Below are 18728 nucleotides of genomic sequence, written 5' to 3'. Positions count from 1 at the left end.
GTCTATATGGGCGGCCGCTGCTGCAGATGTCTACCATGCGCTGGCGTGGCTCAGGATTTTTCCTGCGATTCCGCAGCTTCGGCTTCCTTGGCGTCGGCAAGGAACTTTTCGAGCCAATGGATATTGTAGTCGCCATTCTTGACGTCTTCATTCTCGACCAGCCGCTGGTGAAGGGGCAGGGTCGTGTGTACGCCACCGACAACCATTTCGGCGAGGGCCCGTCGCAGGCGCATCAGGCATTCGCGGCGCGAGCGTCCGTGTACGATCAGCTTGCCAATAAGGGAGTCGTAGTGCGGCGGAATGCGGTAGCCGGCATAGGCGGCACTATCGAGCCGCACGTCCGGGCCGCCTGGTGCGTGGAAGTCCGTGATCAGACCCGGCGAGGGGATGAAGGTTTCGGGATGCTCGGCATTGATGCGGCACTCGATGGCATGACCAACGAGCAAAACGTCTTCCTGATGGAATGACAGCTTCTTGCCTTCGGCAATGCGGATCTGTTCGCGTACCAGGTCGATGCCAGTGATCATCTCAGTCACGGGATGCTCGACCTGAAGACGGGTGTTCATTTCGATGAAATAGAAGCGGCCGTCCTCGTAGAGGAACTCGATCGTTCCTGCGCCGCGATAGCCGAGCTTCTCGATCGCCTTGGCGCAGATCGATCCGATTTCTTCGCGCTGGACCTGGTTGAGGGCGGGCGAAGGAGCCTCTTCAAAGACTTTCTGGTTACGGCGCTGGAGCGAGCAGTCGCGCTCCCAAAGGTGCGCAACATTGCCGTGCTGGTCAGCGATCACCTGGACTTCGATGTGGCGCGGCCCCTGGAGGTATTTTTCAAGGTAAACCGCATCATCGCCGAACGCCGCCTTGGCTTCTGTCTTCGCGGTGCGGACGGCATTTTCCAGATCGGCTTCGGTCTTCGCGAGCTTCATGCCGCGTCCACCGCCGCCAGCCGACGCCTTCACGAGGACCGGGAAGCCGATCTTCTTGGCCGCCTTCTTGGCGTCAGCGATGCTGGTGATGGCGCCGTCGGAACCGGGGACGCAGGGCACGCCAGCTTCGATCATGGCCTGCTTGGCAGCAATCTTGTCGCCCATGATGCGGATATGGTCAGCCGTAGGTCCGATAAAGGCGAGGCCATGGGCTTCGACCATTTCGGCAAACTGTGCATTCTCGGACAGGAAGCCATAGCCCGGATGGATCGCATCAGCATTGGTGATTTCTGCTGCCGCGAGGATCTGGGACTTTTTCAGATAGCTCTGAGATGACGGTGCGGGCCCGATACAGACGCTTTCGTCCGCAAGGCGCACGGCCATGGCGTCGCGGTCGGCTTCGGAATGGACCACAACAGTGGACAGGCCCATTTCCTTGCAGGCGCGGTGAATACGCAGTGCGATCTCGCCGCGATTGGCGATCAGCACCTTCTGGATGGTTCTTTGCTCGGCCATGCTATTCGATCAGGATGAGCGGTTCGCCATATTCAACGGGCTGGGAGTCGGTGACGTAGATCGCCCTGACTGTGCCGGCCCTGTCAGCTTCGACGGGATTAAACGTCTTCATGGCTTCGACGAGCAGGAGCGTGTCGCCCTTTTTCACCTTGTCGCCAACAGCGACAAAGGCTTTGGCGCCAGGTTCCGGCGAAAGGTAAGCGGTGCCGACCATCGGCGACTTGATGGCGTTGTCAGGTACTTCGGCGCTGGCCGCGGGTGCCGCAGAGGCAGGGGCAGCAGCAGCCGGCGGAGCCGCCGCAACAGGCGCCATCGGAGCGGCCATGGCAGCCTGCACAACCGTCGCGGTCGGCTTGCTGACGCGGATCCTCAGGCCATCATGTTCGACTTCGAGTTCGCCAAGGTCAGCTTCCCGCAGGATCGCGGCGAGTTCCCGGACCAGTCCGGTGTCCAACTTGCTTTTTGTACTGCTCATGGAATCTCTCGTCCCTTATTTTCCTGACAACGCCTTGGCGGCCATTAAGGCAAGCTCATAACCATAGGCGCCAAGGCCCGCAATCGAAGCCTTCACTGCAGGGCTGACATAATTCACCTGACGGAAGGCCTCGCGGGCCGCGGGATTTGACAGGTGGACTTCTATGACGGGCACCTTGCACGCCCTGAGAGCGTCGTACAGGGCAACCGATGTGTGGGTATAGGCACCGGCATTCAGGATAACGGCAGATGCTTCGCGGGCCGCTTCCTGTATCCAGGACACCAACTCGCCCTCAAAATTGGTCTGCCGGGCCTCGACCGGGATGTCGCCCGCAAGCTCTTTAAGCCGGTTGTGGATGTCTTCCAGGGTTTCCCTTCCGTAAATCTCCGGCTCGCGCGTTCCGAGCAGGTTGAGGTTCGGGCCCCCGAGGACATATATCGGCTTCGACATGGGCTGTTGTCTTGCGCTGTAACGCAGGGCAAGGCAAGGGGCGGCGAGCGCACGGAGGCGCGGGGCATGAAAATCACCCTGAACGGTGAAGCAGCTGATATAGAACCGGGCATGACGGTCGCCATGCTCGTTGCCCGGATTGCGGACAACACCGGCCGGGATGTGCGCGGGGTCGCCGTAGAACGCAACCGCGAGATCGTACCAAAGTCCGAACATGCGGCGACCGTCCTTGAGGATGGCGACCAACTTGAAATCGTCCAGTTCGTTGGCGGGGGCTGATCCCCGGGGCTGGACGCAGACTACAGGAAGACAGATTTGAACGACCTACTCATCATCGCCGGCAAGTCCTACAGCTCCCGCCTGATCGTCGGGACCGGGAAGTATGCTTCTTACCAGCAGAATGCCGACGCCGCCCGGGCGGCCGGCGCCGAGATCGTCACCGTGGCCCTGCGCCGCGTCAATCTCAGCGATCCGAACCAGGAACGGCTGACTGATTTCGTGAAGCCCGATGAGTTCACCTATCTGCCGAACACGGCCGGATGCTACACGGCAGACGAGGCGGTCAGGACGCTGCGGCTTGCGCGCGAAGCCGGCGGATGGAATCTCGTCAAACTGGAAGTCCTGGCGGACCAGAAGACCCTGTATCCGAACATGCCGGAAACGCTCGCGGCTGCCAAAGCGCTGATCGCGGACGGGTTCGAAGTGATGGTCTATTGCTCCGACGATCCGGTCTACGCGAAAATGCTGGAAGAGGCTGGCTGCTGCGCGATCATGCCGCTCGGGTCACTGATCGGCTCGGGCCTCGGCATCATGAACCCGGTCAATATCAGGCTGATTATCGAGCAGAGCCGTGTGCCGGTGATTGTGGATGCCGGCGTCGGAACCGCATCGGATGCTGCGATTGCCATGGAACTTGGCTGCGATGGCGTGTTGATGAACACGGCGATTGCTGCTGCCAAGGATCCCATCCGGATGGCGATGGCGATGAAGCATGCCGTCATCGCAGGCCGGCAGGCCTACCTTGCCGGACGGATGCCCAAGAAGATGTACGCAGACCCGAGCTCACCGCTCGCGGGCCTCATCTGATTGCGAGCAGGACGAAATTCAATAGCATCGCAGCGGTAAATCCGCAGACGCTGATGAGCGTGGTGGATAACGTCCATGTGCGGATCGTTTCGCCCGGCGTCAGGCCAAAGATACGGCCGACGAGCCAGAAGCCGCTGTCGTTGACGTGGCTGGCCGTCGTGGCGCCGGCAGCTACGGCAACGGTGATAAGTCCGAGTTGAGGGGCTGAGACATCCGCGCCGGCAATGATTGGCGTAATAAGGCCGCCTGTCGTAATCATTGCGACAGTTGCGCTGCCCTGAGCGAGCCTCAGGAGGACGGCAAGAACGTAGCCGGCGACAAGCGGCCCAAAGCCAATCGCGAGGGCGGACTCGGCCATCTGTGCGCCCGCTCCGGTATCGACCAGCACTTGCTTGAAGGCTCCACCCGCGCCGGTCACAAGGATAACGGCACCCGTCGGCTCGAAGGCGCGTTTGAGCGCTTTGGTCATGGCATGTTGAGCCGCTTCAGTGCGGGGCGTCAGGAAGAGCCAGGTTGCACCACAGCCGATCAGAAGGGCGCTGAACGGGTGGCCGACAGCTGACAGGATGTATTTCAGCATGCCGTCTCCAGCGCTTTTGCTGAGCGTTCCCAGTAGGATCAGCACAAGCGGAAGCAGAATGAGGCCGGCTGCGAGACCGGGGCGCGCCGGTGCGTCCGTGCCGTCGGGTGGCGGTGTTTCCTGCACGAAAGTCGGATGTCCAGCAGGCAAGCGACCGGTTCGCTGAAGGAAGGTCGTCAGGACCGGTCCGGCAACGGAAATCGCGAACAGGCCGCAAATAGCTCCGAACAGAATGACCCAGCCGAGGTCTGCGCCGATCAGCTCTGCAATTGCGATTGGTCCCGGCGTTGGCGGCAGGAACGCGTGCCCGACAGCAAGGCCCGCTGCGAGGGGCAATCCGAGCGCCAGGACCGGCCAGGCTTTTCGGTGCGCCATCGCGAAAATCAGTGGCGCAAGAATGATGAGGGCGACATCGAAGAAGACAGGCGTTGACGCCAGCACTCCCAGGCCCGCCATCTGCCATCGCGCGGCGCCAAGCCCCGCTGAACGGGTCAGCCAGCCGGCTAGCGACTCCAGAGCTCCCGACGCATTCAGGATCGCCCCGAACAAGGCGCCAAGACCGATAACCGTAGCAATGAAGCCTAGTGTTCCGCCCATGCCTTTGGTGATGGTGCTGAAAGAGCTGTCAGGCGAGAGACCTGCAGCGAGGGCGCTGAACAGGCTGACCAGAAGCAGGGCCGCAAAGGCATTCATCCGGACCCGGAGGATTAGGAACAGGAGTGCAGCTATACCAGCCGCGGCTGCCATCAACGGCCGGTATTCGGCGAAGACCTCGCTCATGCCCACTGGCATCCGCGCGTGCGGGTCTGCACGCGCATCAGCGTGTCGTGCGCGGTCATATAGAGCGCCCGTCCGTCAGCGCCGCCGAAGCAGCAATTGGCCGTGCCTTTGCCGGTGTTGATCCGGCCGAGCGCTTTTCCGTCCGGGGTCAGGATGAACACGCCGCCGGGGCCGGTCTGGAAGATGTGCCCGGTTTCAGAAACAGCGAGTCCATCGGGCAGGCCGGGGCCGTCGCTCATATAAGGTGAGAAATCGAACAGGACGTGAGCGTTTCCGCCATCGGTATCACAGGCGCGCAAAATTGGTTGTTCGGGATCGGATTGGGCGACGTAAACCACCGATTCATCAGGTGACAAGGCGACGCCATTGGGGAAGCTCATGTCCGACAGAGTGCGCTGAACGGTGCCATCGGGTGCCAGGAAATAGACGCCGTTTGCATTCTGCTCCTTCAGGGGCGAGTCATTCATGCCCTCGAGGCCGTAGGGTGGGTCGGTGAAGTATATTCCACCCTTTTCCGTCTCGATGAGGTCGTTGGGGCTGTTGAACCTGTGCCCGTTGAAAGTGTCCGCGAGCGGCACGCGCACCTTCGTGTCAATATCCATGGCCTGGATGGCGCGGCGCCCATGATTGGCGATCAGGAGGCGCCCGTCTTTCGCGATCCAGAGGCCGTTGGCGCCCGGTTCGCGGAACCCTGAAGTGTCTTCTGCAGGGGCTCCGGACGGACGGAGAAATACGGCGGCCCCATCGGCTTCGCTCCACCGCCAGGCCGTATTTTGTGGAACGTCGGTAAAATAGAGGCAGCTTCGCTTGCGGTCCCACACCGGCCCTTCGCTCCATGTATATCCGGAGGCGAGCGCTTCTATTGTAATGTCAGCGTCGATCAGATCACGGATGGATTTGTCAAATACTTCGATTTTCGGACCTGGCGCAGGCTTTGCCGCTGCCGTCGCGCATCCGGCAAGCGCGGCTGTTGCGCTTGCTGAAATCAGGAACTGCCTGCGATCGAAGCTCATTGGACATCCACCTTTGTTTCGAGGGCTGCAGCGGGGGCATTGCTGTGACCAGTATCTGTAACGCGGACCGAAGTGCGGGCTCGGATATCAGCAGAGGAGCCGCCGACCATGAATTCGAGATCGCCGGCTTCGATGGCCCAATCATTCCCGCTGCGCCAGATGGCTGCCTGCGCAGGCGAGACCGTGAACGAGACTGTCCGTGTTTCACCGGGCTCCAGCGAGAGGCGCTTGAAGCCTCGCAGCTCGATTCTCGGTCGTGCCACGCTCGCCACCGGATCGCGCATGTAAAGCTGGACGACTTCATCAGCCTGCAGGCTTCCGGAATTGGTAACTTTGACGGAGAGGGTGACCGTACCATTCGCGCCGACTTCGGCGGCACCGGCAGTGAAACTGTCATAGGTGAAGTCAGAGTATGACAGTCCGTATCCAAATGGGTAGAGCGGGTCGATGCCGAGGTCGTGATAGCGGTTGGAATCCTTTGTGATGTCCGGGTCCGCGGGTCGACCGCTCGGATACTCGGAATAAGTGAACGGGACTGCACCGGTCCGGCGCGGGAAGTCTGCAGGAAGGCGTCCTGCAGGCGAGACCTTGCCCCAGAGAACATCCGCCAGCGCATTGCCGGCTTCGACGCCCATCATCCAGGTATTGAGCACTGCATTAGCGCGGCCTGCTATCGTTTCAATAGCGACGGGCCGCCCCGTTACAAGGATGACGGTCACCGGCTTGCCGGTTGAGAAAACTGCATTGGCGAGCGCTTGCTGGCTCGCGGGCAACGACAGATCGGACCGGCTTCGCGCCTCTCCGGAGAGGTCGTAGTCCTCGCCGATGACGAGAAGCACCCTGTCGGCCGCGGTGGCGATATCGGCAGCAGCCTTGATGGCATCGGCATCATAGTCCGTCGGATGGCTTCCGGGCGCATAAGTGATGACCGTCCCTTCTGGCGCATGTGCCTGCAGGCCCTCCAGAATGGAGATGACATCCTCCTGGTCGCCCTGGGCGCGCCATGAGCCGAGTTGGGTCAATCTGTCTTCCGCCAGCGCACCAATAACCGCTATCGTTTGAGGTTCAGACGCAAGGGGAAGCGCTCCGCTATCGTTCTTCAGCAACACAATTGAGCGCGCGGCAATCCGGCGGGCTTCGGCGCGATTTTCCGGCGTAAGGAGGGACGCGGCCTCGCGCGCCGGATCATGATAGGCGAGGGGCGTGTCGAAGAGGCCGAGGCGTTCTTTGGTCGTCAGGATCCGCGCCACCGCTCCGTCCAGATCGTGCATCAGACAGGAGTCGGACGAGACCGCACGTTTCAGATCCCCTGACATCACGCCGCTCGTCATGTCCATATCGACGCCGGCGCGCAGGGCGAGAATTCCGGCTTCTTCGCGCGTAGCGGCGACGCCATGATTCATCAGTTCAGCAACCGCATTCCAGTCGGATACGATCATGCCATCGAAGCCCCATTGGTCCCGCAACAGGCCATCCACCAGCGTTTCATTGGCGGTGGTCGGGACGCCGCCAATGTCATTGAATGCCGTCATCATCGAGCCTGAACCGGCCTGCGTCGCCGCGTAGAAAGGCGGCATGTAGGTTTCCATGACGCTCCGCTCACTGACATCTGCAGATCCGTAGTCGCGACCGCCTGCCGGCGCACCGTAGACGCCAAAATGCTTGGTGGTGGCGAGGATTGTGTCAGGGGCAGAAAGGCTTGCGCCCTGATAGCCATGCACCTGCGCCTCAGCCATGCGGGCGCCCAGATAGGGGTCGACGCCAGCGCCTTCCACGATGCGACCCCAGCGGGGATCGCGCGCGATGTCGACCATCGGCGCAAATGTCCAGTGCAGGCCGGATGCGGTCGCCTCATCGGCAGCAATGCGCGCCGCGCTTTCCCAGTCAGCAGCATCCCACGTGGAAGCCATGGCAATCGGAACGGGAAAAATGGTGCGATAGCCGTGCACGACATCCATGGCGAAGAGCAGGGGAATTCCAAGACGGCTTTCTTCAACGGCGACCTGCTGGAGTGCGCCCAGCGCTTCGGCGCCGGCGACATGCAGGTAGGAACCAACTTCGCCACGCCGCACTTTGTCGAGTTCTTCCGGGGTCAATTTCGAATTCAGGGTTTTAGAACGTCCGCCGGCGGCTTGATTCAATTGGCCCAGTTTTTCATCGAGCGTCATGTCCGCGACCAGGGCCCGCACACGCGATGAAGCCGAAAGGAGGCTGGAAGAAGCGCCGCATGCAAGGGAAGGCTGCGTAAGCGGGATATCGGGGATGGCGTCCGGCGGTGTGGTGGCCACGCAGGCAACAAGCGTCAGACTCACAAGGGCCGATGCGCCGAAGCACACGCTGGGGGGTCGCGTCATCTTGTTTCCTCCCGGGTGGCGGTGTCTTCACCTGCACCTCGAGCTCAAGGTTGACGGAATAAACAACGTTGTCAATTTGATTTCGGCCAAAAACGAAACGGGCGGCCGAAGCCGCCCGTCTTATTCATGGCTGGCAGTCAGTCTCAGGCTTTCACCAGGCCGATTTCGCGCAGGCGTTCCATGAGATAGCCCTCTGCCGTAATCGCAGGTTCGGCTTTTCCGCCTTCCTTTACGCAGCCAGGCAGCGCTTCAATGAGGAAATCCTGATTGAAATGCAGGAAGAATGGCGTCGAAAAGCGCGGGAACTTCGCGCGCTCGGGCGAGGGGTTCACGACGCGATGCGTCGTGGAGGGCAGCACGCCGCCGGTTAGGCGCTGGAGCATGTCGCCGCAATTGATCACGAGAGAATCCGGCGGCGGGCTGATGGAGAGCCACTTGCCGGAGCGGTGCATGGCCTCAAGGCCCGCTTCTTCGGCACCGAGCAGGAGCGTGATGACATTGATGTCTTCATGCGCGCCAGCGCGAACCGATCCAGCGGGTGGCGGATTCATCTGCGGCGGATAATGCAGAAGACGAAGGATCGAGTTGCCCACATTCACCTTGTCTTCGAACCAGTCTTCATCGAGGTGAAGGTGCAGCGCAACAGCGCGGAGCAACTGCCGGCCGAACCCGTCCATTGCGTCATACATTGCATGGGTCGCGTGATCGAAGTCTGGAACTTCCGCAACCGCAGGTGTGTCCGCCATCGTCTTCCGATACGGCGAATCAGGATCAAGCTTGCGGCCTGTGTGCCAGAATTCTTTTTGGTCGGCCTCAGCCTTGCCTTTGGCATTCTCGACACCAAAGGCAGTGTAGCCGCGCTGGCCTCCGCCTTCGCGGCCGTCATATTTGAGCTTCGCAGCCTCCGGTAGCGCAAAGAATGCTTTGGTCGCAGCCAGATTGTCCTCAATCACCTGCGAGGTGATCGGATGCTGGGAAATCACGGCAAAGCCGGTTTCCCGGAAGGACCGGCCGAGGGCATCGGCGAAAGCCTGCTTGTCCTCAAACCAGAGCGGATAGGGAATGGGGGTAAAATAGTCGGTCATGGCGGCCTCTGTAGCCGGAAGGGCGGTGTCCGGAAAAAGTAATTACCACAGCCAGAGCCCCCTGACAGCGAAAAGGGGAGTTTGTGACGATCGCCGATCAGTTGCGCTGGCGCAGGTCGTAGTACAGCGAGAACTGGACCGGCAGTGCATTCCGGATGAACTGTTCCACAAACTGGTTCTGTTCGGAGATTTGCGTCCGGGGCACGTAAACGACATCAAACCGCCGCAGCGGCAACCAGGTCGCCAGTTCCGGATCCTTGATGCCATTTTTCAGGTCCAGGACGACCGTGCGGACTTCGCCGCCTGGCAGGCGCCGCATGAGAATCACATCCCTGGTTTTGGCGTCACGTGTAAAACCACCGGCCATGATGACGGCCTGCAGGGGATCGATCTGGCCCGGAAGGGTCTGCATGCCCGGATTGCGGACCTCGCCGCCGACAAAGATGGCCTGTGAGGCGAAATCCACCGGAACCACGTCGAGGTCCGGGTCTTTCAGTTCGCTGGCCAGCGCCGCACGCAGCGCCAGGGCAACTTCATCCGGGGTGCGAGCCGATGCGACGATGGGGTCAGCCAGAGGCATCCGCAGCCGGCCATCCGGCGCGATCTTCAGCTGGCGCGACAGTTCGGGCGCGCTGTGAACGACAACTTCCACCGTGTCCCCAGCAGCGAGCAAGTAGGAATCGTCCTGCGGAATGGCGGATTGCCAGCTTTCCGTTGGAAATTGCGCAGACGGCTTGGGCGCACTGCCGCACGCGCTCAGCGCTGCAATCAAAAAGGCCGTCGGTAAAAAGCGATGCATCGGAATCTGCCCTTGGGGCGCAACATATGACGCGCACACTTCCCGTTAATGCTTAAGGAAATATCAAATGCAGCACTACACATAGATTCCATAGGTCTAGAGCGGAGCGTATCAACGAATGTCTGCGAGTGAAGACTGGTCACGCGGACCTGTACGCCCGGATGCAACGGCATCCGGCCTGATATCGCGCCCGCGGATTGGCCTGGTGGACGTGTTGCTGCAGCTTTGGCGCTCAATCTGGCTTATGCTGCTGGTCTTCCTGCCCATTTTCCTCGCCGGGTTGTGGGTGGCTTTTTCAATGAAGGAAGAATTCACCGCCAGATCACGCCTGCTGGTTTCATTGGGGGACGAATACATCTTCCGGCCATCCGTCGGGCCTGAGTCGAATCCCGTTTCGCCAGACATGGACGCCCTCATCCAATCGGAACTTGAGATGCTGCGCAGCCCTGTTGTGGCCAGCGAAGCGCTTAGCCGGTTCGATCTTGAACGGGTTTTCCCGAAGCTGCTGGCGGCCTGTTATCACGAGTTTGAAGATATTGTCGGAACGGAGCAATTCGACTTTTCCTGCCGGCAGCTCGCCGTTCAGCAGCTTAATCAGAGTTTTTCGGCTGCCGCGGCACCCGAAATCCCGGTACTTACGTCCACGTTCACGCACGAAGAACCGGAAGTTGCGGCGGAAGTCCTGAATGCGATCATTGGCGCATACTTGAACTATCGTTCGTCAGTCTTTGCGGACAGCAATTCGAGCGGCCTTGCCCAGCAACGCGACCGGTTTGAAGCCAGCCTGAAACAGGCAGACGACCAGATCCGGCAATTTCTCGTCGACAACGGAATCGGCAATTTCGATTCTGAGCGTGATACGATCAAGCAGCTCTACCAATCGGCCAGCGGCGAACTCCTCTCGGTCGAATCCCGCATGCGGCTCGTTGATGGACAGTTGAAGACCTACGAACAGCAGATCCTGTCGATCGCTCCCGAACAGGACATGTATGTCGACGACACAAGCCAGCAGACCCTTGCGGACCTGCGGCTGGAACGAGAACAGAAACTCACGCGGTATACGGCCGATTCGCGGGTCATTCAGGAAATCGACAAACGGATTGCAGAAGTTGAGTCCTACTTCGCATCGAGAGATGGCCTGCAGGGCACCGTCCGCCGCGGCCCAAACCCGCTCTATCAGCAGATTGAGACATCGATAAAAACGCTTCAGGCTGAGGCGGCATCCCTCAGGGATCAGCAGGCTGAACTCAAGCGCCAGATCGCCGGATTTGAAACGAGGCAGCAGCGCCTGACCGATCTGGAGCCGCGCTATCAGGAGCTGATACGGGGCAGGGACATACTGGAACAGAACGTGAGAAGCTTTGCCGAGCGGGAAATGGAAGCGCGGGCGCGGTCTGAACTGGTCCAGCAGAGTTTCAACAACATCCGGGTTCTGGAGCCGGCCATCCCGCCGGTTAAAGGGCACAGTCTGAAACTGCCTGTGGCGATTCTTTCCCTTCTGGTCGCGGGATTTACGGCATTGATGGCGGGCCTTGCGCGGGCACTGACGCAGACGCGGTTTTCGACAGGCCGTTCGATCGAACGGACGCTCGGGATACCGGTTATCGCACAGGTCCGCCCGGTCTGACCGTCAGAATACTAAAAAGCATATTAACCATCAGCCTCTAGCACTGGTTCTATGCTCTTGCTGAGTCGTGGCGGAAATGCGTGATCTTCGACTGGACCTGACGAATCTGTGGCGCTCGGCCGCCCGCGTGACCTCCCCTCAAGGTGGGCGGCTTATCATGTTCGTTTCTGCGCGATCCGGGGAAGGATGCAGCAGCATTGCTGCATCCTTCGCATTGATGGCTGCGGCGAAATCCTCCCGGTCTGCATGGCTGATCGATCTCGATTTCCGAAGGAACCCGCTCTACCGCGCCTTTGAAGACGGGTTCTCCAAGAAAATTGGCGGACCCGGTCGAGCGTTTGACGCCTCGTTGAATGAGCCGCCAATTTATGCGCTTACGCCACCGCCTCCTGATGGCTCGGATGGGAACAAGCTCCTGACCGTACATCAGATTGAAGGCACGCGGCTGCTTGTCACGCGCTTTCGCAATGAGCGCCTCAGGCCGGCGCAAAAGGTCCAGCTGCGGACCCAGCCGCGGTGGTGGGCGGCCTTGCGTGCCTCCGCCGATTGGGGCGTGATCGACGCCCCGGCGCTTGAGCGTTCCGCGGCAGCGCTGGCTGTCGCTAGCCAGATGGATGGAGTTGTCCTGGTGGTTCGGGCGGACAAGACCAGCGTTTCGGATGTTGCCGCGATGCGACTTGAGGTCGAGGGTCACGGCGGCAAGGTGATCGGAGTCGTGATGAATCGCGTCCGGGCCGACGCAAGGTTCGCTGACCGGCTGATTGGATAGAGGCGCTGACACATGAATGAGCGATCCGGTGCCTCCGCCGATAGGCAAATGGACCGGATTTGGAAGGTCTGGGAATCCTCCATCGTCGTACTTTTCCTGGTAATGTTCAGCGAAGGGCTGGTGCAGCGCCTTATTTCTCCAAGCGAGACGCCTGACGGAAGCCTACTGCTTCGAGTGCTCTGGCTGCCGGCATATGCCTGGGCACTGATCATGTCCGCGGTGAACTGGCGCAACATGATCCGGATCGGCGCCAGGAATCCTTTTCTTCTTTTGCTCACCGGTCTGACGCTTGTGTCCGTGGTTTGGTCGATTGATCCAGGCGTCACCTTGAGACGCTCCGTTGCGCTTGTTTGCACGACACTGTTTGGCGTTTATCTGGCGGCGCGGTTCAGCTGGCCGGAAGTGCTCCGGCTGTTTGGCTGGGCGTGGCTGATTGTTGCTGGCGCCAACCTTGTGGTCAGTGGCGCTTTTCCGGGGATCGGGGTCGACCATGACCTTCATATTGGCGCATGGAAGGGCCTGTTTGTCGAAAAAAACGCCATGGGCGGCGCCTTCTCGCGCGCTTCTTTCCTTTTCATCGTCTTACTGGCTGCCGACAAGCGGTACCGAGCGCCATGGGTCGCCGGACTCGCGATTTCATTTTTGCTCATCCTGATGTCGACATCGAAAACAGCTCTTCTCGGCATGCTGATCGGCGTTGCCGCCCTGGTGGCGAGCATCTTTATCAAGCGCGGCGCCGGCCATGCCATCGGCCTGATCTGGGCAAGCGTCATTGTGGTTTTGGCGCTTGCGCTGGGGCTGGTCTTCGCTCCGGGCGTCCTGTTCGGACTGATCGGCCGGGATGCGTCCCTTACCGGACGAACTGACATCTGGGAGGCGCTTGCAACGTCGATCTCGCAAAGGCCATGGTTGGGATATGGCTATGGCGCGTTCTGGGGGCCGGATTCCATCCCGGCGCGTTGGGTGCGGATCGCGGTGCAATGGGAAGCGCCGACAGCGCACAATGGCTGGCTCGAAGTTCTGCTGGCGGTCGGCGGCATCGGGCTTGCCTGCCTCGTGCTGAATCTCGCGAATATCAGTATACGGGCGGCGCTTTCGCTTACCACGGGGTGGGGAGGTGTGTTTGCGGCGGGCTTTTTGCTCCAGTTCCTGCTCTTCAGCATGTCTGAAAGCATAGCCATCCAACAGAACTCGATCACCTGGCTGACATATGCGGTTGTTGCGGGGCGCCTGGCGATGGATTCTCATTTCCGGCACAATAGCCGGTTGGGCGCGGCGCCCCTATTGTCAGGTCGAAGCCCGGAGGCGCGCCGCGCCATAAAAGCGTAGCTCTTGCCACCAGAGGAGTTTTCCCGCGCCGCGTGCCGCGCGATCGAGATAGGTCGCGCGGTCTTCAGACCTGAAAAGCCACAGGGCTCCAAAAATCAATCCGTTCAAGACCATCTTGTAGAGGCCGACTGCCATCCAGAACGCGATCAGCAGATAATTTGGGGGCGATTGTTTCCGGGCCAGCGTTACCGGCCCCTGTCCATATGCAAGGGCGCGCTTCAGTGTATAGGACAGCGTGGCACGGTCTTCCGGCACATGTTCATACGCCCACGCGTCTGCGGCCCAGGCGAATTTCCCTCCGGTGCGCTTTACTTCCCGGAAGAGAATATCGTCCTCGCCGCCGACCTCATTCATCGATGAATCGAACAGCGGCCTGAATGTGGGCAGGAGGTCCAGGTCCAGCAGGGAATTGCCGCAGCCATAGGCGTAGTCCAGATAACCTGTCGCACGATCTTCCTTGCGCGCGAAGAAGCTGGAAAAGTATTCCCGGTGATGACGGGTGACGTTCGGCAGTTGGGTTTCGATCGGACCAAACGTCACTGCAGCGGGAAACAGTTTGTGAGCTGACAGAAGACCGGAGAGCCAGTTCGGCGTGGCGCTCTGGTCATCGTCCAGGAACGCGATCAGTCGCGCCGACGTGGAATCAATTGCCATATTTCGGGCATTTGCGACGCCGGGGCGGGGTTCGTGCGCATAGCTGAACTTGACGGTGTCCGGTGCTTCGCCTGCCAACTTGTCTGCGCAGGTTTTCGCCCCTCCGTCAGGATCGTTATCCACGATGAGTATTTCGAACGGTGGACAGGATTGCTGTGCAAAAGCGCTGCGAACAGCCTGCTCCAGACCGGCGTTTCTGCGGAAAGTCGGAATGATTACGGCAATGGGAATCGTCACGACCGGCGGCCCCGGATCGAGTCGAGAGCGTCTGACATTGTCAGCAAATCCGCACCGGCTGATTTTGCTTCTGCGACAAGGCGCTCGAGCGTCGCGGGTGATATACCAAACCCGGAATTCCCCTCACTGACGTCGTGGGTAAAGAGCACGACCCACGCGGGCTGTTTGCGCAGACCTCTTATTGCCGCCAGGGCTCGTTCAGATCGCGCATCGGATCCATCGAGCTCATAGGCGCGCAGTTGCATAAGGTCCGCGCCGGCAACGTTCCGGCCTGACAGGATGCCTCGTACTGCATCGAATTGTGAGGAAAGCCGCTGCTTAAGTCCGACCGTCGTCTCACCGTAAGGATAAGCAAACTGGCGGATTTTGCCGTCAACGCCCATCGCCTTCAAATCCATGAGGCAGGCGCCGACATCTGCCAGAATGGCGCTCAACGGTGTTTGGGCACAGTCGATGTGAGACCGTGTATGTGCACCAATTTCGTGGCCATGCTCGGTCAGGCGGCGCACATCAACTTCGTCAAATAGCGCGCCGGTTTCATTCTGTGTCCCAGCCATCCCGCTACAGGCATAATAGGTGCCCTTGCCGCGCGCATCTTCCAGAATACGTGCCCCGACTTCTGCTGCGGACTTGGGGAAATCGTCGAACGTGAAGCTGACGATTGGCCGTTGTGGCGTTGCTTCCAGCGGAAGTGCCACGCGCCACTGAGTCAGGCGCCGCGTGACCTTTGCGACAGTCCCCCTGTCAGGGGAATAGGATGAAGGCGAAAGACTTGCCATTTCGATCAAAGATAATTCGCGTACATGCGCGCGCGGTAAAGCTTCAGTGCAAACAGGCGCACCGGAAGCGGCAGTTTCCTGTCCAGTGCAACGGAACGGCTGGCTCCGGCGAGCAAGGGCCAGTTTCTCACCAGTGCTGAAATAAGGGTCAACTTCATGCGCCGGGCGGCGGCCGGATGATTGTGGACCAGGCGGGCATAGTTCTGGCCGGAAGTTCCAAACTTCCGAAGTAGAACGTCATCCGATTCAAGACCCAGATGGGTGGCAGTGTTGTCGATGTGAAGAATCGGGAACGCCTCGCTAACGCGGAGCCCCCAGTCCACATCTTCCCAGCCCCATCCGGTGAACTGCTCATCAAAGCCGATCGCATCCAGAACTCGCTTGTGAACCACGATGTTGGAGGTGAACACAAACCGCCCTGGATCGCGCGCGCGTCTGGAAGCCGATACGCAGTCGGATCGCTTCGCTTGCGCCGCATGGAGTTTCTGATTGGCGCAAGGCCGTGCCTGCTTGAGCGAGAAACCGCCAGCGATCAATGAGGGGGCGTCGTTCGCTTCGATCTGTTCGAGGTAAGCAGTCAAAAATGTCGGCTCATCGGGCAACATGTCTGCATCAATGAAGAGGATCCAATCAGACGTGGCAGTTTCGACCAGCCTGTTTCTCGCGGCACTGCGCCCGGAATTCGACATTGCGTTCAGATGACGGGCGGGCCCTGGATAGGACTGGACGGCAGCTTCTATTGCCGCAGTCATTACAGGATCGTTCGAGCCGTCATCGTAAATCAGGACTTCGCAGTTTCCCGCTCCGGCCAGTTGGGCAAGGGTTCTGATCAAGACCGAGGGATCATCATGATAAGCAGGCACGCAAATCGAGAGATCGGGTACTCGCACCACGCCATTGCACGTTTCGACGACACATACAGGCGCGATTTCGGTCCCGGCGGTCAGGACGGAAGGCATTTGAAGCTCAGGTGTGCTGTTCATGGTTGCAGCTACCGATTGCGCGTTTCGTCTCCGAGAAGACACGGAGCCGTTTTCAGCATGATATAGAGATCGAACCAAAAGGACGAGCGATTTACGTATTCCAGATCGAGACGGATGCGCTCGCGGACCTCTTCCTTTGTATGGACCGGCCCACGTGAGCCATTGACCTGGGCCCATCCGGTCAGGCCAGGCTTGACGCGGTGCCTATGGGCATAGTCACCAACAATGTCGTGCACTTCGATCGACTCGGTCGTCATTCCGACCGCATGAGGACGCGGCCCGACCAGTGACATTTCTCCCGTGAGCACGTTCAGCAGCTGTGGAAGTTCGTCCAGAGACGTGCGTCGGATGAAGCGTCCGACCCGCGTGATGCGCGGGTCATCGGCGGTTGCCTGTTCGCGCATGCAGTCTTCCGCGGCCTTGTCAGTCTTCATGGACCTAAATTTCCAGACCCGGATCATCTGATTGTTAAAGCCATGGCGCTTCTGCCGGAAGAAGACCGGTCCGGCGCTGTCCAGTTTCACCGCGACGGCGATAGCCAGCAAGACAGGCGAAAAGGCGAGCGCAAGAAGAATTGCAAAGACCACGTCGCTTGCCCGCTTGCTGAGTGCCCGGCGCGCGTCACGCGGGGCGCCGGACACGTAAGCGGCGGGAGAATGGGCGATCTGCGACAGGCTCTCAGTTTCCGGGTCGAAGCCATCCAGGTCCAGCAGGAGGACGATCCTGTGCGGCAGGATGCGTAGCTTGTCGATCAGGGTCCGAACGCGGCTGCGGGCATCGGAGGTCACCGTAACGACGATGCGGTCGATTTCCGGCAACTGGTCCCATGTCAGCAGGTCGTCAATCCTTCCAAGAACTTTGACGCCGGCAATATCTTCAGGCGCGCGGCTCAGACGGTCGTCGAACACGCCGACGATATTGAGCTCGCGGCTCTTGCTGTTGCGCAGGATGAGCTTGCGGGCGTTATCCGTCGCACCGACAATCACGACATTCTCGCTGAGGCGCCCGGATTTAGCCAGGTGGCGTACAACGGCGAGAGCGGCGCAATAGATCGCGAGAACAGCAGCGATCGCGCAGATGGCACTGGCGCCAACGCTGCGCGCGTCAGCGGCGCCGTCAAAAAGGAGTGTGCCCAGGACAAGAATAGCATTCGGCCAGACAAGGCTCAGGAACGCTGTTGAGGCCAATGAACTAAAGGCGCGGTTCATGCTGAACTGGTAGGCGCCGGCAATCTTCAGGCCCCAGACGCTCACAAACGGTATCAGGACGTAGGGCAGGGCAGCACCGACCGGCGCACTCAGCAATGTCTGGCCCGAGAGCCGAAGGCCCAAATAGGCGCAGAATATGGCGACGAGTGCCGTGCCAAAGCGGGTGCCCGCTCGCAGGACTATTGGTAGGATGCGCGCAGGAGCGCCGGCCGGATCGTTGCCGTAATTCCCATATCCGTGAGAAGCGCCGATTCCCTCCGTTCTGGAGGGAAGGTTAGTGACCTGCTGGGAATGCAGTTCCCTGAATGAGGCAGCGCTTTCGGCGAGCATGGCCAACCCTTCCTGACAGCACTGTTCGTGCGTGCAGTTTCGACGTCCGATATTGCTTACAGGAATAGCGTCAAAACGCAGTTTCCCTGGTTGCGGCAATTTTAATGAAGTTCGCGGCATTCCTAATGCAGCGGATACAGAAGCAGGGCTTGCGGTCGGGAAGTGCTTTCACTACACCGCTAATCCGCGCTGGAGAGGTGGCCGAGCGGTCGAAGGCGCACCCCTGCTAAGGGTGTATACTCTAACGGGTATCGAGGGTTCGAATCCCTTCCTCTCCGCCACCCATTCAGGCAGCGATCATTTCCCCAGAAATGCGAAAAGCGGCGGTGTCTGTAACCGATTTCATCGCTCGATGGCCGATCGCGAGGACCAAATTTCACTTTGGTTGAAGGTGTGCTTTTCCCGTCACTCGTTGGAAATTCCTGCAAATGCCCGCACGTGGGCACATCATAAATGTTGTCACGCCGGCCGCGGAAGGGTGCTCTTGTTTCCTTGAAGAATCGGGGAGACGCGAAGGATGGGTGGCTTGAAGTACGCCTCCCGGGCGGTCATCGAAAAATCCTGAAAACACGGAATTGCCGCATTGCAGCAATCGCACCGGAAATGGGTAACGCTAACATTTCTTTCGCAAGAGGGCTTGATAGCGCAAACATTCGGTGATGCAGTAATGCGGCAGGGTGCGTTGATGGACGCTCGACTGTCAGAAAAAAGTACAGGTCTCGCTCGATTGCTTGCCGCAACGGGGACT

17 protein-coding genes and 1 tRNA gene are annotated in these 18728 nt (G+C 59.9%); 6 read left to right on the top strand and 12 right to left on the bottom strand.

Going from position 1 to position 18728, the window contains the following annotated elements; translation table 11 throughout:
* Positions 1 to 50 precede the first annotated feature (50 nt).
* From accC to R3C13_RS09540, 3 genes are read right to left on the bottom strand one after another with little or no spacing between them, the layout of a single operon-like run.
* Positions 51 to 1442: an acetyl-CoA carboxylase biotin carboxylase subunit gene (accC, locus tag R3C13_RS09550; protein WP_371310591.1), complete on the bottom strand. Its 1392-nt coding sequence runs from the start codon at positions 1440 to 1442 to the stop codon at positions 51 to 53.
* A gap of 1 nt (position 1443) precedes the next feature.
* On the bottom strand, positions 1444 to 1917 hold the full coding sequence (gene accB, locus R3C13_RS09545; RefSeq protein ID WP_371310590.1) for an acetyl-CoA carboxylase biotin carboxyl carrier protein: 474 nt from the start codon (positions 1915 to 1917) through the stop codon (positions 1444 to 1446).
* Between the two features lie 15 nt (positions 1918 to 1932).
* Entirely contained in the window at positions 1933 to 2367 is a 435-nt protein-coding gene (locus R3C13_RS09540) for a type II 3-dehydroquinate dehydratase (RefSeq protein ID WP_371310589.1), read from the bottom strand.
* 66 nt (positions 2368 to 2433) lie between these two features.
* Between R3C13_RS09540 and thiS the strand changes: the two genes are divergently transcribed.
* Both thiS and R3C13_RS09530 read left to right on the top strand, forming a co-directional pair.
* Entirely contained in the window at positions 2434 to 2646 is a 213-nt protein-coding gene (gene thiS / locus R3C13_RS09535; RefSeq protein WP_371310588.1) for a sulfur carrier protein ThiS, read from the top strand.
* Between the two features lie 36 nt (positions 2647 to 2682).
* Positions 2683 to 3453 (top strand): thiazole synthase, encoded by a 771-nt coding sequence (locus R3C13_RS09530; RefSeq protein ID WP_371310587.1) that lies wholly within the window; start codon positions 2683 to 2685, stop codon positions 3451 to 3453.
* Here R3C13_RS09530 and R3C13_RS09525 read toward each other — a convergent pair.
* From R3C13_RS09525 to R3C13_RS09505, 5 genes are all read right to left on the bottom strand, one after another.
* Positions 3446 to 4813 (bottom strand): GntP family permease, encoded by a 1368-nt coding sequence (locus R3C13_RS09525; RefSeq protein ID WP_371310586.1) that lies wholly within the window; start codon positions 4811 to 4813, stop codon positions 3446 to 3448. The two genes, R3C13_RS09530 and R3C13_RS09525, sit on opposite strands and share 8 nt — an antisense overlap.
* Positions 4810 to 5826, bottom strand: coding sequence for an SMP-30/gluconolactonase/LRE family protein (locus R3C13_RS09520; RefSeq protein WP_371310585.1), 1017 nt, complete (start codon positions 5824 to 5826; stop codon positions 4810 to 4812). Before R3C13_RS09520 ends, R3C13_RS09525 begins: the two co-directional genes overlap by 4 nt.
* The gene (locus tag R3C13_RS09515) at positions 5823 to 8180 is read right to left on the bottom strand and encodes a glycoside hydrolase family 3 N-terminal domain-containing protein (RefSeq protein WP_371310584.1); all 2358 of its coding nucleotides are present in this window, start codon (positions 8178 to 8180) and stop codon (positions 5823 to 5825) included. Before R3C13_RS09515 ends, R3C13_RS09520 begins: the two co-directional genes overlap by 4 nt.
* Before the next feature lie 143 nt (positions 8181 to 8323).
* Positions 8324 to 9265, bottom strand: a complete 942-nt coding sequence (locus R3C13_RS09510) for an isopenicillin N synthase family dioxygenase (RefSeq protein WP_371310583.1) — start codon at positions 9263 to 9265, stop codon at positions 8324 to 8326.
* Positions 9266 to 9362: 97 nt separating this feature from the next.
* A complete protein-coding gene (locus tag R3C13_RS09505) occupies positions 9363 to 10064 on the bottom strand; it encodes a polysaccharide biosynthesis/export family protein (protein ID WP_371310582.1) in 702 nt (233 codons plus the stop codon).
* A 118-nt stretch (positions 10065 to 10182) separates the two neighbouring features.
* Between R3C13_RS09505 and R3C13_RS09500 the strand changes: the two genes are divergently transcribed.
* The 3 genes from R3C13_RS09500 to R3C13_RS09490 all read left to right on the top strand — a co-directional run bounded on the left by R3C13_RS09500 (position 10183) and on the right by R3C13_RS09490 (position 13789).
* Positions 10183 to 11691, top strand: coding sequence for a GumC family protein (locus tag R3C13_RS09500; RefSeq protein WP_371310581.1), 1509 nt, complete (start codon positions 10183 to 10185; stop codon positions 11689 to 11691).
* Between the two features lie 76 nt (positions 11692 to 11767).
* Positions 11768 to 12460, top strand: a complete 693-nt coding sequence (locus R3C13_RS09495; RefSeq protein ID WP_371310580.1) for a hypothetical protein — start codon at positions 11768 to 11770, stop codon at positions 12458 to 12460.
* A 12-nt stretch (positions 12461 to 12472) separates the two neighbouring features.
* Complete coding sequence (locus R3C13_RS09490) at positions 12473 to 13789, top strand: O-antigen ligase family protein (protein ID WP_371310579.1); 1317 nt, start codon at positions 12473 to 12475, stop codon at positions 13787 to 13789.
* Here R3C13_RS09490 and R3C13_RS09485 read toward each other — a convergent pair.
* The 4 genes from R3C13_RS09485 to R3C13_RS09470 all read right to left on the bottom strand — a co-directional run bounded on the left by R3C13_RS09485 (position 13748) and on the right by R3C13_RS09470 (position 18100).
* Complete coding sequence (locus R3C13_RS09485) at positions 13748 to 14680, bottom strand: glycosyltransferase family 2 protein (protein WP_371310578.1); 933 nt, start codon at positions 14678 to 14680, stop codon at positions 13748 to 13750. The two genes, R3C13_RS09490 and R3C13_RS09485, sit on opposite strands and share 42 nt — an antisense overlap.
* Entirely contained in the window at positions 14677 to 15378 is a 702-nt protein-coding gene (locus R3C13_RS09480; RefSeq protein ID WP_371310577.1) for a polysaccharide deacetylase family protein, read from the bottom strand. The genes R3C13_RS09485 and R3C13_RS09480 overlap by 4 nt, the downstream gene beginning before the upstream one ends.
* 86 nt (positions 15379 to 15464) lie before the next feature.
* Complete coding sequence (locus tag R3C13_RS09475; RefSeq protein ID WP_371310576.1) at positions 15465 to 16442, bottom strand: glycosyltransferase family 2 protein; 978 nt, start codon at positions 16440 to 16442, stop codon at positions 15465 to 15467.
* Positions 16443 to 16450: 8 nt separating this feature from the next.
* Complete coding sequence (locus tag R3C13_RS09470) at positions 16451 to 18100, bottom strand: exopolysaccharide biosynthesis polyprenyl glycosylphosphotransferase (RefSeq protein WP_371310575.1); 1650 nt, start codon at positions 18098 to 18100, stop codon at positions 16451 to 16453.
* A 71-nt stretch (positions 18101 to 18171) separates the two neighbouring features.
* Between R3C13_RS09470 and R3C13_RS09465 the strand changes: the two genes are divergently transcribed.
* Positions 18172 to 18261 (top strand) — tRNA-Ser (locus R3C13_RS09465).
* The last annotated feature ends 467 nt before the right edge of the window (positions 18262 to 18728 follow it).

The organism is Hyphomonas sp. (assembly GCF_041398385.1).
Taxonomy (GTDB): domain Bacteria; phylum Pseudomonadota; class Alphaproteobacteria; order Caulobacterales; family Hyphomonadaceae; genus Hyphomonas.
The sequence above is the reverse complement of the archived record's forward strand: the minus strand, read 5'-3'. Positions and strand labels throughout refer to the sequence as shown.